Origin of the sequence: Aquabacterium sp. A7-Y (assembly GCF_026153205.1) — a bacterium.
Taxonomy (GTDB): domain Bacteria; phylum Pseudomonadota; class Gammaproteobacteria; order Burkholderiales; family Burkholderiaceae_C; genus Caldimonas.
In genome coordinates, this window is the sequence record NZ_JAPFBW010000037.1 from 45,325 (window position 1) to 60,407 (window position 15,083).

The 15,083-nt window shown below is 64.0% G+C and carries 14 protein-coding genes and 1 pseudogene; 8 read left to right on the forward strand and 7 right to left on the reverse strand.

Features of this window, described 5'->3' with window-relative positions; all coding sequences use genetic code 11:
• The 6 genes from def to OOT46_RS25925 all read left to right on the forward strand — a co-directional run bounded on the left by def (nucleotide 1) and on the right by OOT46_RS25925 (nucleotide 5,247).
• The gene (gene def / locus OOT46_RS25900) at nucleotides 1-537 is read left to right on the forward strand and encodes a peptide deformylase (protein WP_265406514.1); all 537 of its coding nucleotides are present in this window, start codon (nucleotides 1-3) and stop codon (nucleotides 535-537) included.
• A gap of 189 nt (nucleotides 538-726) precedes the next feature.
• Nucleotides 727-1,158 carry a hypothetical protein gene (locus OOT46_RS25905; protein ID WP_265406515.1) on the forward strand — a complete coding sequence of 144 codons (432 nt, stop codon included), beginning with the start codon at nucleotides 727-729 and terminating at the stop codon, nucleotides 1,156-1,158.
• Entirely contained in the window at nucleotides 1,158-1,850 is a 693-nt protein-coding gene (stbB, locus tag OOT46_RS25910; RefSeq protein ID WP_265406516.1) for a StbB family protein, read from the forward strand. The genes OOT46_RS25905 and stbB overlap by 1 nt, the downstream gene beginning before the upstream one ends.
• A 10-nt stretch (nucleotides 1,851-1,860) precedes the next feature.
• Nucleotides 1,861-2,295, forward strand: a complete 435-nt coding sequence (locus OOT46_RS25915) for a hypothetical protein (protein WP_265406517.1) — start codon at nucleotides 1,861-1,863, stop codon at nucleotides 2,293-2,295.
• A gap of 354 nt (nucleotides 2,296-2,649) precedes the next feature.
• On the forward strand, nucleotides 2,650-4,401 hold the full coding sequence (locus tag OOT46_RS25920; RefSeq protein ID WP_265406518.1) for a hypothetical protein: 1,752 nt from the start codon (nucleotides 2,650-2,652) through the stop codon (nucleotides 4,399-4,401).
• A 60-nt stretch (nucleotides 4,402-4,461) separates the two neighbouring features.
• Nucleotides 4,462-5,247, forward strand: a complete 786-nt coding sequence (locus OOT46_RS25925) for a protein KlaA (protein ID WP_265406519.1) — start codon at nucleotides 4,462-4,464, stop codon at nucleotides 5,245-5,247.
• A gap of 17 nt (nucleotides 5,248-5,264) precedes the next feature.
• Here the strand turns inward: OOT46_RS25925 and OOT46_RS25930 are convergent, their stop codons facing one another.
• Both OOT46_RS25930 and OOT46_RS25935 read right to left on the reverse strand, forming a co-directional pair.
• Nucleotides 5,265-5,810 (reverse strand): tetratricopeptide repeat protein, encoded by a 546-nt coding sequence (locus OOT46_RS25930; protein WP_265406520.1) that lies wholly within the window; start codon nucleotides 5,808-5,810, stop codon nucleotides 5,265-5,267.
• 109 nt (nucleotides 5,811-5,919) lie between these two features.
• Nucleotides 5,920-7,131: an MFS transporter gene (locus OOT46_RS25935; protein WP_265406521.1), complete on the reverse strand. Its 1,212-nt coding sequence runs from the start codon at nucleotides 7,129-7,131 to the stop codon at nucleotides 5,920-5,922.
• A gap of 71 nt (nucleotides 7,132-7,202) precedes the next feature.
• On the opposite strand from OOT46_RS25935, the gene OOT46_RS25940 reads away from it, so the two are divergent.
• Nucleotides 7,203-8,099: a LysR family transcriptional regulator gene (locus OOT46_RS25940; RefSeq protein ID WP_265406522.1), complete on the forward strand. Its 897-nt coding sequence runs from the start codon at nucleotides 7,203-7,205 to the stop codon at nucleotides 8,097-8,099.
• Nucleotides 8,100-8,209: 110 nt separating this feature from the next.
• On the opposite strand, the gene OOT46_RS25945 is transcribed toward OOT46_RS25940, so the two are convergent.
• On the reverse strand, nucleotides 8,210-9,547 hold the full coding sequence (locus tag OOT46_RS25945) for a hypothetical protein (RefSeq protein ID WP_265406523.1): 1,338 nt from the start codon (nucleotides 9,545-9,547) through the stop codon (nucleotides 8,210-8,212).
• Nucleotides 9,548-9,899: 352 nt separating this feature from the next.
• On the opposite strand from OOT46_RS25945, the gene OOT46_RS25950 reads away from it, so the two are divergent.
• A complete protein-coding gene (locus tag OOT46_RS25950; RefSeq protein WP_265406524.1) occupies nucleotides 9,900-11,048 on the forward strand; it encodes a hypothetical protein in 1,149 nt (382 codons plus the stop codon).
• 62 nt (nucleotides 11,049-11,110) lie between these two features.
• Here OOT46_RS25950 and OOT46_RS31055 read toward each other — a convergent pair.
• The 4 genes and pseudogenes from OOT46_RS31055 to OOT46_RS25970 form a co-directional block, all read right to left on the reverse strand.
• A pseudogene (locus tag OOT46_RS31055) lies at nucleotides 11,111-11,407 on the reverse strand (IS66 family transposase); the annotation flags it as partial.
• A gap of 206 nt (nucleotides 11,408-11,613) precedes the next feature.
• Complete coding sequence (locus OOT46_RS25960; protein ID WP_265406525.1) at nucleotides 11,614-12,288, reverse strand: hypothetical protein; 675 nt, start codon at nucleotides 12,286-12,288, stop codon at nucleotides 11,614-11,616.
• A gap of 284 nt (nucleotides 12,289-12,572) precedes the next feature.
• Nucleotides 12,573-12,908, reverse strand: coding sequence for a hypothetical protein (locus OOT46_RS25965; protein WP_265406526.1), 336 nt, complete (start codon nucleotides 12,906-12,908; stop codon nucleotides 12,573-12,575).
• On the reverse strand, nucleotides 12,905-15,083 hold a 2,179-nt coding region (locus OOT46_RS25970; RefSeq protein ID WP_265406527.1), incomplete at its 5' end, for an RHS repeat-associated core domain-containing protein. The genes OOT46_RS25970 and OOT46_RS25965, both read right to left, overlap by 4 nt.

Here is a 15,083-nt window from a genome sequence, read left to right on the forward strand (position 1 = left end):
ATGGCGATCCGGGAGATTCTGAAGATGGGCGACCCGCGGCTGCTGCGCATGGCGCTGCCGGTGCGCGAGTTCGACACGCCGGCGCTGCATGCGCTGGTGGAGGACTTGTTCGACACGATGCATGCGGCCCGGGGCGCAGGCCTCGCGGCGCCGCAGATCGGGGTGGACCTGCAGGTGGTGATCTTCGGCTTTGGCAGCAATCCGCGCTATCCGGACGCGCCGGCGGTACCGGAGACGGTGCTGGTCAACCCCGTGATCGAGCCGGTGGGCGAGGCCGAGGAGGAGGGCTGGGAGGGCTGCCTCTCGGTGCCCGGCATGCGGGGGGTGGTGCCGCGATGGGCCCGGATCCGCTACAGCGGCTTCGATGCAAGGGGGCAGCGCATCGAACGCGAGGCGGAGGGCTTTCATGCGCGGGTGGTGCAGCACGAGTGCGACCATTTGATCGGGAAGCTTTATCCGATGCGGATGCGGGACTTCACGCGCTTCGGCTTCACGTCGGTGTTGTTCCCGGAGCTGGAGGTGGGGAGCGACGATTGAGCCGACTTTTCCAATCCGCCGCCACGGCGAGAACACTTCACTAATGCAGCAACTGGACATCAATTGCACGGCAAGGCAGGGCTGCTTATGACGAAGTAAAAGCAGTAACGCCCATTCGCGACTGGTCCGGTAACGCCGCCCTGGGCGGACCGCTTGGTGCACACTGCGGGCGCCTACACATCAAGCGCCATGACGAGTCCGCAACCTCCTAAAGCCGCCATCTCGCAAGCACTTCGCGTCCTTGCCGAGGAAGGGCAACGCTCCGAGACAGCTCGCCTTCGCGAGGTCTTGGACGATGTAGAGCACGCATTGAATGCCGGTGTCAGCCGGGCTGCCGTCCTCGATGTGCTGCATGCGCAAGGCTTCACCATGTCGATGAAGACCTTTGAAAACACGCTCTATCGACTGCGCAAGCGCCGCGCCTCCAGCAACGCACCCCCTCGCTCTTCTCACTCGGCATCGCCTGCGCCCGCCGCCCGGCAAACACCGCGAAAAGATTCTAGTGAGCAGAGTCCGGCAGTCTTGATCGACAAACAAAAAATCGAGAAGGTGGCTGACCAGTACATGAACAAGACAGAAGCCAATCCTTTCCTGAAATTCATCCACAAGGGTCAGAAATAATGAAGATCGCCGTCATCAATTTCTCCGGGAATGTCGGGAAGTCCACGGTCGCCCGGCATCTCCTCGCGCCGCGATTGAAGAACGCTCCGGTCATTCCCATCGAAACCATCAATGCGGATGACGGCTTGACGGACGAGGCGATGAAAGGCAAACAATACGGCCAGCTCCTGGAAGCGCTGGCTGTGACCGACAACGCGGTGGTCGACATCGGGGCTTCGAACGTCGAGGACGTCATCACGCTGATGGGGCAATACAAAGGCAGTCACGAGGACTTTGACTGCTTTGTGGTTCCGACCGCCCCGGTCGCCAAGCAGATGCGCGACACCATCACCACCATCGAAGCGCTGTCCGCCATCGGGGTCGAATCGAGCCGCATCCGCGTCCTTTTCAACATGGTAGATCTGGGCGACGCACCTGCTTCGCTGTTTGCCTCCCTCTTTTCGTATCACGCTGACAGGAAGAACTTCAAACTCTCACCCGGCGCCGTGGTCCACACCAATGAGCTGTACGGCAAGCTGCAAGGCCGCAGCATTCAAGAGGTTCTGGACGATCCGACCGATTACAAGCAACTCATCAAGGACTCGACCGATCCGGGCGAAAAGATGAAGTACTCCCAGGCGCTGGGCGTGAAACGACTCGCAGCCGGGGTGCTGGACGAGTTGGACGCCGCTTTCAAAGCCCTGCTGGACTGAGACCGGCACCATGGAAGCCGCAAGCGTGCGGGACGCCCTGATCGCCGAAATGCTCGGCGACATCGGAAAGCTCCACGAGGCGGTCAAAGAGCTCCAAAGGGTGTTGCCGGCACAGACCGAGGAAACGGAACGCCGGTTCACGCGCCTCATCGGTCTTCTGAACCAAGCTGGCGAGGCCTACCGGGAACAGATCGAGCGCGACGCCAGCGCCACTGGCCGGCGGGCCCCACAGCAGCTCGACGCGGAGCTGCGGCCATTGAGTGCCGAGTCGGTCAAGGTCCTGCGACAGCTGATGCGAAGCGAGCTCGCCCTGGCCCTGAAGGACGCGGCCCCCCGGCATCCGTCCCCCTGGACCACCGTCGGGCTGTTCGCCTTGTCCGGCGCTGCCGCGGGCTGTGCTTTTGCTGTTGCCTTCCACGTGGTGCCTTTCCTTGCCGCGCCGTGAACAGTCCCTGGACCGGGTGGCAGATCTGTTGCCGTGGAAGGTGGCCGATGAGCTCGGCCATTTCGGAAACGAGGAAGGACAGGCTGCTTCCGCCACGCTTCACGCGCTTCGGGTTCACGCCGGTGTCGTTCCCCGAGCTGGATGCTGGGAGTGACGACTGACGAGGGGATGGCCGCATTCGCTTGTCGCTCAGCGGCGACGGGTCCCCTTGGGTGAGGGGTCACGCGTGCGTTTCATAGTGTAAGTTGTTCTTCTACACTCCATGACTCTGCCGGACCGCCAAAGGCGGGCAAAAAAGGGGCGCAGTGTCCCCCGGCGTCAAGGAGAAGCTGAGTGAAGAGGGTTCGGAGAGGGGTGGCCTTGCTCGCCGCCATGGTGCTGTCCGCTTGCGGCGGAGGCGGGGGGGGCGGATCGGACACCCGGGAGCCGTTGCCGACCGTTTCGCAGAACATCAACCCGGCCGGTGCGAGGCTCGATCACCGGGCGCGCAACTATTTTCCGGCGGCCTCCGGCGACACCTGGACCTACGACCTCCAGCAGAGCCACGGAACGACCGAAGCGGCTGTGACCCGGACGGTGACGGGTGTGTCCGGTTCGAGTTTCACGGTGACCGAGGCTGCCCCTGGCGGCACCGAGGTGGTGACCTATCGCCGATCGGAAGAGGGGCACCTCGTGGTCAACCCTTTCCAAGTGATAGCTCCCGATTCCGTCAGCCGGTTCATCGGCGACCTCCTGGAGTATCCCGAGCCCTTTTATCCCATAGGTGCCACACGCCGCATCATCCGCCAGGGTGTCTGGGCGGAGGACCTGGACGGTGACGGCGCTCCGGAAAGCTTTCGGCTGGAGTGGAGCCAGATCCTGGTGGCCATCGGGCCGATCACGACACCGAGGGGGCCGCTGGCCGATGTGGCGCACTTCCGAAACGTGCTCGCGCTCACGCTGCAGCCGTCTTCGCGCGACTACGAGTCGGTCACCATCACATCCAACGAAGACGCTTGGTGGGCGCCGGGGATCGGGCTGGTACGCCTGGAGCGTACGGTGGAGGACGCCGACGGTGTGGCCGTCACCCTGCCTGAGACACTCGTGCTGAGGAGTGCCACGGTGGGTGGCCAGGCGGTATGGCCCCGAACGGACGGCACGGTTCAGTCTCTGGCTTTGATGCACAATGACCTGGTCTATGACCGCACCCGCAATCGCTACTACGCCAGCATTCCTGACAGTGTGGCGGGCAACGGCAATCGCATTGCCATCATCAACCCGTCGACAGGCGCGGTGAGCTATTCGAGCCGGGCTATCGGCACCAGCCCGGGGGCCTTGGCGCTCGATGCGGCCGACGATGCGCTGTATGTCGGGCTCGACGGAACCGGGGAAATCGTCAAGCTGAGGCTTCCGAACTTCGAAGAAGAATGGCGAGCCCATCTCGGTACCGGTCCGTTGGCTGGACACCTTCTCGCCGAAGACATGGCCGTCTCTCCGGCAGATTCCGACGCCGTCATCGTGGCGACCTACCGGGCCGGCCTCACGCCACGCCAAGGCGGCGTTGTCCTGGTCCGAGCGGGCGTTTTGCAGCCGACCAAGACGCCGGAGTCCGACGGCCCCACCGTGGTCGTGTTCGACGCCGCGGGGACGAAGGCCTATGGCTTGAAGACGTACTCCCACCCCGGAGAGGTGTATCGTTTGAACGTCCTGCCAGACGGTGTGACGTATGACGCGGTCGAGACCACCCCCGACGTCTACTACACGCACAACATCGACTGGAGCGCCCAAGGCCTGGTGGTCGGCAACCTGGTGGTCGGGGCTTCCGACCTGGCCCTGCGAGGGCAGGTGAATGTGCTGGGTCGATGCCGAGCGCACGCGGTACCGAACCGACTGGTGTGCGCCCAGAATCCGGCGGACGATGGCACCCGGAGCTTGGCTGTGGTGGACGCCAACACGCTTGCCATCGTCGCGACACCGGCCTACAAGCTCACCGCGGGTGGGGGGAACGATGTGCCGTCGCAGCTGGTGCCCGGTCCCCAGGGGCAGGTGGCTTTGCAGATGAGCGACGGGATGCCGAACTCGATCTTCCAGGAGCTTTGGCTTTTCACCAGCCCGGCGCTCCAATAGGGGGGCGGCAGCCGTTGAGAGTGGCTGGCCCCTTGTGACGAGGGGAACGGGGAGCACAGCATGACGATCAGGGAAATGAGCGTCGCAGACATCAAGGCAGTCTTGCTGCCCAAGGTGTTCGCGAACCCCTCGCTGATCGGCGAGTTCGGCAGCGTCGCCACCGACGAGGACAGCTTGGCCAGCGTCTTCACGCTGATGGAGCAGTCACCCGTGATCGCTCTGGGCGTGAAGCTCGCCGAAATCGGCGCCGTGCTGCGCGGCGCCGACCCGCGACGTATCACCCGGAAAGCCGCCTGGCTGAAGCGTATGTTCGCGCTCGATGACGAAGTACGAGCGGGTTACGAAGCCGCCGGGCGCCGCCTGGAGCCTTTGCTGCAGGAGGCAGAGCGCGCCGCCGACCGGGTTCGTGGCACCGTGCGCATCCTGGAGCAAGCCGTGGCGTCGACCGAGGCTCGGCTGCGCTCGGTGCAGGCACATCACCTCGCCGCGGTCGACTACCTGTCCGAGCATCCGGAAGCCGGCGTGCCGGGTGCAGGCGCTTTCGAGTACGACCGCCCGCGCGATCGCTTGCAACGCCGCCTGCTCCATCTCAAGACGCTGGAAGCCACGCTGGCACTGAGCCTGCCGCAACTGCAGCTGGCACGGGCGCAGGCGATCGAGCAGTTGGACCGCTTCGGCCAGTTCTCCAGCGTTCTGCTGCCGGTGTGGCAGCAGCATGTTGTCTCGTTGATGGCCGCCCAGCACGCGGACCGGGAGGTCGTCGCGGCAGCGACCAAGGCGCATGAGGCGGTGATGCGCAGTCTTGCGGGCAGTGCGAAAACGATGGCTCGCCGAGACCCGCCTTGACGCACCCGGAAAGGTGGCTACCTTGATGGCCTCTTCTTGGGGCGAGCCTCTTTGGGCACAACTCGCGCTTGTGCCATCGCCAGGTTGGTCCTGGCCTTGGCCTGCATCGACCCCGTTTTGCGGGCGAGCTTCTTGTAGAGGTCGGCCGCGTCTCGATACTTTCCTTGATCAAACAGGGCGTTGGCGAGATTGAACAGCGCAGCGTCTTTCAGCCATGCCCTGGGGGCACCGTTGGCGTCCATCAAGGACAGGCAGTTCCGGAAACATCGCTCTGCGAGCTTCGGCTTGCCCAGCTCGTCATAGCAGGTACCGATGGCAAACAGAGCTTCGGCATCCTGGGGCCAGATCCGCAGCGCCTTCCGAAACGCATCTCTGGCGCCGGCAAAGTCCCTGAGTCGAGAGCGCGCGTCTCCCACGCAGTACCAGGCATGGTTTGCATCGCTCCTGTAGCGGCGGCGCAGCCTCGCGCCCCCTGGCTCCAGCAGCAGTTCCAGCGCCGGGGTGAAACGTTGGTGCTTGAGCTGTTCGTGGATGGCCTTGAAGAGATCAAACGAGGTGGACATGGAATCACACCGTGAGCTTTGGCAGGGCTGGGGTGGCGGCGAGGGTTCGTTTCTGCTTGGAGTGTTTCGGCGGCGTCGGTGTTCGTCGAATCCTGCAGGGACAGAGGGTTTATGTCCTTTCGGAGGCTGGATTTGAGGTGCCGCCGGCATCCGCGCGCTGCCGCTGCCTGGCTGCCCCATAGGCAAAAACGGTAGCCAGACACCACACTGCGCCGGCGAAGCCGAGCGACGCCGCCATTCCCCCAAGGCCCATGGGCAGTACCACCGCACTGATGTTGAGGGCGACCAGCCGAACGCCCAGCACTTCGGCACTCCGATCGGCGGGCGACTTTGCATGCAGCAGCGCGAGCACACTCGGCAAGGCGCCGCCCAGGCCGAGCCCGAGAACGAATTCGAGCGCGAACGCGATCGGCAGCGAGCCCGCGAACGGGAACAGCAGATAGCACACGCTGCTGGACGCGAGCGCAAAACGGATCATGTGCCAGTCGCCCAGGCGTTGCCGCCACGCGGCGGGGAGGGCGCGCGCGAGCAGTACCGCGCCGCCGAAGGTCGCGAGCACAAGGCCGACCGCCGCCGCCGACCAGCCATGTTGCGTGCCGAAGACGGGCACGATGAAGGTGTTGGCATTCCAGGCGATCGCGATCAACAGGTCGGCGAGCAGGATGCGGCGCAGCTTCGGATCGGCGAGCACCTGGCGCATGGACGGCCGGCTGCTCTGCGCCCCGGCTGCTCGCCCGCCTGGGCCGTCCAGTCGACGTCGTCCAAGCACCGCGGCGCCCCACGCCAGCAGCGCGAAGCCTGCCAGCAGCAAGAACGCGAGCCGGTTGCCGGCCAGCGCGAGGGCTTGGCCTGCGACGAGTGGACCGACGCTGCCCGAGATGGCCATGCCGAGCCCGAAGGCCGAGAAAGCTTTGGCGCGCTCGGCGGCATCGGGGCAGCGGCCGAGCTGGGCTTGCACTGCCAGCAGCAGGGCGCTGTAGCCGGATCCGAGCAGCGCCGCGGCCAGCCACAGCATGGCGGGCGTCAGTTGCCAGGCTGGCAGCAGGAGGCCGACGCAGACGGCCGCCATGCCGGATAGCGCCGGCGCCCGTGTGCCGGCGCGGTCGATCCAGCGGCCCAAGGCCACTGCGCCGAGTGTTGGCAGCAAGGAGAAGAGCGCCAGCAGAAGGCCGACCTCGAAGGCGGAGAAGCCGAGCGTCAGTGCGCTCAGCGATACCGCGACACGGCTGCCGGTGAGCGCGATGTGGTTCAGGACGCACAGGGCGACCAGGGCATGGACGTTGAGCGAGGCGGGACGGGCGGCGTTCGACCGGGAGTTCATCGGCGTTATGCTGCCCTTTGTGGTCTCATCGGAAAAGTTGAATTTGCTGCTTGCCGCTATCAGGAAAGATGATGCGAGAACTGAGTCTCGACCAGCTGCGTACCTTGGTTGCTGTCACGGAGCTCGGCAGCTTTTCGGCTGCGGCGCGGGCGCTGCACCTGGCGCAGCCGACGGTCAGCCTGCATGTGAGCGAGCTCGAAGCGAGGCTGGCGACCCTGCTGCTTTTCCGCGGTGGGCGTCGCGTGACGCCCACCGGTGCCGGCGAGGTGCTGGTCGCACGGGCGCGCCAGCTGCTGCGCGACGCGAACGAGGCGGTCGAGCTCGTCAAGCGCCATCGTGAAGGCCAGGTCGCACGGGTGCGGCTGGGCAGTTCCTCCGGCGCCATGGTGCACCTGCTGCCGCAGATCCTCGAGCGGCTCGACGCGGAGCTGCCGAACATCGATGTCCAGGTGACGGTGGGGCGCTCTGCCGAGCTGATGAACAAGCTGTTCGTCGGCGATGTGGACCTCGCGCTGGTCGCCACGCCGCAGGCCGTCTTCCCCGGGCTCAAGGTGACGCCCTGGCGGCACACGCCGATGGTCGCGATGTTGCCGGCGCGCTGGGAGGCCCCGAAAGCGGTGACGCCCCAGTGGCTGGCGAGCCGGCCGCTGATCTTCAACGAGCCCACGACGCAGGTGCATCAGCAGACCATGGCATGGTTCGGGGCGGCGGGGTTGCATCCGACGGCGCGCATCGAGATGCAGTTCAACGAGGTGACGCGGCGGCTCGTGGCTGCGGGCTACGGGGCGGCGATTTTGCCGTTCGAGGATCCGAGCGAGGCGTTGGAGGGGAGGATCCAGATCGTGAGGCTGCGGCCGGCGTTGACGCGGCAGCTGGCAGTGGCGCATCGGGCAGTCGGGCCGCTGGATGAGGCGACGTGCCGGGTGATGAGGGTGGTGGTGGGGTTTCGTGAGTTGCGTGGGGGGTGAGGGGAGGCCAGGTGGGGACTATGCGGAGGGTCCCGTTGAGCCCGTTCAGACCCACCGGCGGCCGCCACGCAGGGCTTCGCGTTTGTAGAAAGCGCGACGCAGCCGCCGCATCAATCTAGAGGCGTGAGAACGAAGAGGGCCTGGCGATATTCGCGATCCTCGCCGTGGGCGAGGATTTGCCCGCGGCGATTGATCTGCTCGGCAGCGATCAGCGTCCAGCCCTGCAGGTCGCCCGGTCTGACCAGTTCATTGAGGTCCATGAAAGTCACGCCGTCACGGGCAACGAGTGCGCGCCGGCCCGAGGCCCCGGGCTGGTTTTCACCGTCGCCGACCACGATCCCCTGGTCGTCGAGATCAAGCGCCCAGGCGTAGGCCTGCGGACCGGCCGGTGAAGGAGGACGCAGGTGGTGCAAGCGCCCGGCTCGCCATAGCGCAGCGTCCTGCATCAGATGAGGGCTGGGTGGGTCCATGGATACGAGAGCCTCACCAAGGTTGTTCAGGTCATACGCCCCGCTCCCGAACGGCCCCTGCAGATTGCCGCGCGGCGGGGCGTCGATCGACCCCAAGTCGATGATCCGGCCCGCGGACCACATCGTTGGCCGTGAAAGACGCCGAGCCGCCTCCTGCTCGGCCTCAGCGACGGTCGGTGAGCTGGCGCCAATCACCTCGCCGCGCTCATTGATGGCCACCGCGGAGCTGCTGCCCGGGCTTCCGGGTCGGTCGTAGAGCGACCCCAGGTCGATCGGGTGGCCCTCAGGTGTCCACAGGGTCGCCCGTGTAAGGGTCACCTCGCCCGACCGGAGAGAGGAGTAGCCGACTGCGCGCCCTGCAGAGTCTAGCGCCAGGGCGAACGATCCCTCCTGGATATAGCCCGGAATGGACAGCGGAGGCAACTGGAGCAGTTGGCCCTGTCGCCACAGGAAACCCCGTCTGCCGAGGGAGCGGCCCTCTCGAGTGAAGACTTCCGAGCCGCCGGCAACAACACCGCTGTCGTTGATCGCGGAGGGGTAGGATGAGCCATATCCGGTGGCATCGGTGCCGAAGAGCCCGATCTCGATGATGCCGCCTGTCGACGGCCACAGGACCGCCCGACTGCCGAGATAGGTGTGACCACGGTGGATCGAGGCAAGGCCGATCGCGGTACCGGCCGCGTTGATTCCGGTGAGCACCGTGTCCCTGTTCCCCTCCGGGTCCAAACCCAAGGGTGGAAGTTCACGCAGCCGGCCGCCGGACCAGACGGCGAGGCGTCCGGTCATGGGCACTTGGTAGACCACCTCACCGGCATCGCTGAGCCACTGGTAGAAGAGTGCAGCAGACCCCGGGGTGCCGTCTGGCGAGAGACCGGGCAAACGCTCCGCGCGGTAGAGCGGTGGCGCTGCGGCAGCGACGCTGCTCAGCAGCGCCAGCAGGACGGAGACACAGCGGAAACGATGCAGAAGTAGGTTCATGTCAGTGCTCCTGTCTGCAGCATCGGACGGCCTGTCAGCTCAGTTCGGCTTGTCGCATGCCGGCGCTTTGGCCCCGTCGTCCTCCTGCGCTGACTCGTTCCGTTCGGTGCCGTCGTGCGGTGGCGGCGTCTGCCGCAGCTCGATACGGAACAGCATAGGCGCCCAGGATCGCCCTGCACAGCGAGATCGCCGACGACGGCGGAGGGGCGCTGAAGCCCCGGGGAACCAGCGATGGCGGAGGCCGGGGCTAGCTCGATCCCGGACGCCGAAGCGGGAAGCTGCGCCGGTGGGTGGACGCTGGCGCGTCGAACGACTAGTTTGATGAGGGCCGTCTCCGCTGAAAGGTCTCGCCATGAGCACTCCCATTCATCATGCCGTGTGCCGATACCTTGTTGCTGCCGTTGCGGCGCTCCCCGCGCTGGGCGCAGAAGCCGAGCCCGGCTACCGCGTCGTTCTGCTCGATCATCTCCCTCCTTACGAGGACGTTACCCGCGCCACCGATCTCAACGATCACGGCCAGATTGTTGGCGTCAGCAAGTTTCAAGGCGAAGGTTCCGGCGCTGTTTTGTGGGGCCGCGACGGCCGGGCGCAAGCGCTCCCCCACTTGCCCGCGAGCGGCGGCTGGGAACAGCAGGCCTACGGCATCAACCAGCGAGGGCAGATCGTTGGCTGGGAAGAGACCTTCGGCTCCAATCGTGAACCCTGGCCAGGCCGGTTCCGTGCCGTCCTGTGGGCGGCTGGTGGCGACGTCAAGGCGTTACCGGATCTTGAGCGGCCCGGCCACCGGAAGTCCGCCTTTGCTCAGGCCATCAATGATCTCGGCGATGTGGTCGGCGAGAGCAGTGGCAGGGCAGTGCTCTGGGACCACAGGGGCGGGGTGCGTGACCTCGGCTCTTTGCCGACTTACCCGCAGGGCCGCGTCAGCGTGAGGGCGATCAACAACGCCAGGCAAGTGGTGGGCTTCGCAGCCGTCACAGTCCAGAATGCCGGGACCGGGGAACGTGCGTTCCTTTGGAGCGAGGCCACCGGCATGCAGGATCTCGGCGCCCATTTGGGTCCTCCGAACATGAGCAGCCAGGCCAACGCCATCAACGAACAGGGGCAGGTCGTAGGGGAGACGCGCTCGAGCGATGGTCGCCGGGAGGCTTTCGTATGGAGCAAGCACGAAGGACTGCTGCGCCTCGGAGGGCCGCGTAACGCATACAGCCATGCCAACGACATCAACAACGAGGGTCAGGTCGCCGGCAGCTTGAACGACGAAGCCATCTTGTGGTCGCGAAGCGGCGGACTTCAGCGGCTCAAGGACCTGATCGATCCCACTGACCCACTGGGACAGGACATTCGGTTGTACAACGCCTATGCGATCAACGACAAAGGCGAGGTGACAGCCTCCGCCGACGTGCCTGGTCGAGGTCGAGGTGCGGTTCTGTTGACACGCGTTTTCTCCACCGGGTCGGGTTGGTCCACCGGCGAACGGGCCGGTCCACGGATTCGGAGATGAGCAAGCCGTCCCGGCAACCCACTGCGTGAGACTCCGTGCGCTGATGGCGGAGGCCCGTGTTCACGAACGTAGGGCCATAGGCGCCCGGTCTTCGTGCGGCCCTTGCCCGGCACCAGCCCCGCCACTGGCGGGTCGTCCGCGTGCGACTTATCCGCGCTGAGCACGTACTGCTGGGGAGCGTCCATCAAGAGCTCCCGCAGCCGCGAGGTGCCGCCCACCCAGTCGGACAGGGCTGGCCTGACGGCGATCCGCTCGTCCCTTCCCGTTCGCCGGTGAAAACGCGGCCGGCGCCAGCCGTCGCGTGGAGTTCCCATCCCTGCGTTCCCATCGCGGCCTTCTACAGCCCATTGATGTGGCATCGGCTGATTTGAATAAGTGTAGAAAAAGACTGCGGCCAGGCGTGGCGCGCACCCGGATCGAGCGACCCGGTGAGCAGCACAACGACGGGTGCGGCCGTTTCTCGGGAGGATTCATCAACGAACTTTTTGCCGGCTTAACGGGAATGCAAGTGATTTCATGGATATGGAGTCCCTGAACTGATCTTGTGAATTCGCTGTTGCCCTAATCAATGCTGACCTTCAAGTCTTTTCACGTTATTGAAAATGAGAGATGCCGGAGTCAACTCAACAATAGCAGCAACTATGACGTCCATTTCAGTATTTCCACAGTTAAAAATGGTGCGTGCTCGGCTGCTAGCTGTGAAGCCAAAACCGAAAATTTTTCCGCATCGCAAAATTTGCCGATGAGGCCATATTGAGTGCAAGGCTTTGGCGCATCTTTGTAACCTCGACAGGCGAGAACCCACATTCGTTAGAGCACTCAATCCGGTGGTGTCAATGACGTCGTAACCAAGAAATGTGCAGCGAGAAGGCTCCAGAAGCGGCGCTAGATCTATCAGGCCTTCACGCCCTAGGGGTTTGAAGTCACCGCTAGTCAAACCCACGAGGCAAGAATTCCAACTCTTGTACTTGTCCACGAATGCTTGTGCTTCCTCTGCGCAAGGACAGAACGTGTAGCTCAGGTGAGCTGATGGCGGCCGGGCCTTGTGCCAAATGGCTGAATCTATTGTGTGGAGAGCCCCGCTTTCGCTAAGTGGCGCAAAGCGGTGTTTGATACTACTGCTGCATATGGTGACAGCTTCCGGTGGGACGCCGTTTGCTGCCAGCAATGCAACAATCCGATTGTGTGTCATCTGCTTGATCTCGGCGGTCGAGACAAGTCCGGGCGTGATGCATTCCATGTCCGCCGTTCTCCAAGCAGTCCTCCGGTGCAGCGAAAGCAGGAATTGCGACCCAATCCGCAAGCAGAATCCAAAATCGCCTACGGGCGGCTCATATTGAAGGATGCATTCAGTTCTGCCAGTTATTCGACAAACGGGCTGCAGCTCGGGTGGCGTTATACGCTGCCGGTTGCCGTTCTTTTGCAAGATTCTTGGTTGATTGCATGTCTAAGTTACGTGCCAATAGGGCCGCAGAGCTTGGCTAATGGCAAGGCAATACGCTCGCATTGCCTGACTCAACTGCCTCAAAACAATCCGAGCTCGTACTCATCTGGCGAGAGCCCGAATGCCTCTTGAAAGAACCGCATCAACTCTCTCGCATCTTCGACTGATGGCACCACAACATCTTCTAAGCTTGCCGCCACGCCGACTTCCTCCAGGGACGGTTGAAATTGAAGCTCAGTCACTCGCAGCCGTCCCGTGAAGCCTTCAATGAATTTTGGCATGGTGCCATTCCTTGGTTGATTTAGCATCAGAAAGCTTCCTAAAGGTGGTACCGCTACCAGATCAACGGTTCCAGAAACTCTGCCAACTGCGGTTCCATCGCTGGAGAAAACACTAAAATCAACATAGATCTTCATGGTGTCCTAGGCATGTTAGGTACATAAACTCCCATGGCTCTGATAATTTCTGGCGTCATATCGCAGCCCATTTTCTGTCCAAGACTGATTAGCGCATTGATCTGGTCGATACGGCCCTGAAGATTTCTGGCGTGAGTGGTCCAGCCCGATCCTCCGAACAATCCGCCTCGGTCGTTTAGCATGTCAATCACTTTGGGTAAGGCCATGTCGATCGCTCTATTTGTTTCCTCTTTTATCGCCTGGCATGGATCATCTGATTTGACGCAAATTCTATCGAACTGTCTCTCCTCTAACCTTGACATGTTTCTTGGTCGGGTGGCTTCCACGACGGTCGCGCCGGCAACCAGGGGCAAGAGACTGCGGACGAGCTGCGCGAACTGCGCGACGAATAACCCCTTCGGGTCAGAATAACGCAAAGGGCTTCCGGCTACATAAGCGTAGCTATTCAGCCCGCCGGCTAGACCTACTGGGTCACTTTGCCAATACCGCCCAGCGTGCGGGTTGTAGGTCCGAAAGTAGTTATACGCGGTGGAAGTCTCTTGATCAAAGTACTGCCCCGGGAAGCGGAGGTGGAAGTCCAGCTTCTGAGCCGTAGCCTGGCCTTGTGGGGTCCCGTTGGCCGCCGCAATCCCGAAGGGCTCGCTCAGGACGGCCCACTCCCAGCGCTTGGCGCCCGTCGTGTCGGTGATTAGCCGCGGCGTGTTCAAGTGGTCGCTATGGATGTAGCGCACCTGAGGCAGGTTCAGCGTAGTACCGGTGATGCGGACCGGCTGCGTCGGCGTCGCTCCGGTGATCACCGCGACCGGCGTGTCGTAGAGCCAGATGTACTCGCGCTTGACCAGTTGGTTGGCATCACGCTCGGCGATCAGCTGCCCGGATTCGTCATAGTGAAAGTAGGTGTCGCTGGAGCCGACATACGCCGGCGGGCTGTAGGTGACCGTGCCGGAGGTGAGGGTGGATCCGGCTTTGCGAATGCGCTGGCCCAGCCCGTTGTGGCTGTAGACGTGGCGGGCCATCGGCCCGTAGCTCACATTCAAGCGCCCGGTGACCACGAGCCCCTCGCCGGTGGTGTAGGCGTAGTTGATGGTGCCCACCGGGTTGGCCGGATCGACGGTGATGTTGCCGGTGGCGTCCGTCGTGATCGGCTGCGCGGCTTGGCTGTCCTGCTGCACGCTTTGCAGCCGGTTGCTGGTTGCCGGGTAGGTGTAGGTGGTGGTGCTGGCGCCGGCCCCGCTCAAGATGCGCTGGGTGCGGTTGCCGTTGAGGTCGTAGGCGTAGCTGTAAGTGGCCGTCGGCAGCACCGCCTGCGTCAGCCGGTCCAGGTTGTCATAGCCGTAGGTCACCTTGGTCGGTGTGGCGGCCGGGCCGGTACCGATCTCGGTGATGCGGCTGGCCGGGTCGTATTGCAGGGTGTACTGCGCCTGCTCGGCGCTGACGCCGCTGGCGCCCTGGCCGAGGGTAAAACCCGTAATCCGACCATCGAGGTCAAAACTGCGGCTGTAGCGCTGCACCGGGGTCGTGCTGCCATTGCCGAAGGTGAAACTCTTAACGGCGTAGCTGCCCACGTTGAGCGTCTGGTACTCCACGCTGCTGACCACCGCCTTGGGTGTGCTGCTGCCGGGGTCGGTGGTGGTGATGCCGCTGATGCGGCCCTGGGTGTCGTACTGGTAGTCGACCTGACGGCCCGAGGGATAGGTCAGCCGCAGCAGCCGGCCGGCTTGGGTGCCGCTGCTGCCCCAGCGGTAGCTCAGGGTATCGGCGGCGGTGCAGGTGGTGGCCGCGCCCGAGAGCTGGCAGCGTCGCAGCACCCGGCCCTGCGGGTCATACGCGAACTCCAGGCGGCTGGTCTGCACGGCGCTGGCGTTCAGTTCGGTGAGGCTGGTGAGCTGGCCGCGGCCGTAGTTCTCGGCGCCGGCGGTGGTGCTGTAAGCGTCGTAGCCGTAAACCGTCTTGGCGCCGCCCGGCCAGGTAATGGTGGTGGGGCGGTTCAAGCTGTCGTAGGCGTAGAAGATCTTCTGCCCGCGCGAATTCGTCAGCTCGGTGACGTTGCCGGCGGCATCCACCTTGGTGACGGTCGTGGTGCCGGTGTCGGGGCTGACGACGTTGACCGGGTTGCCCAGGCCGTCGATGCCATAGCTGGTCGTGTTGCGCCTCGCGTCGGTGACGCTGGTGAGT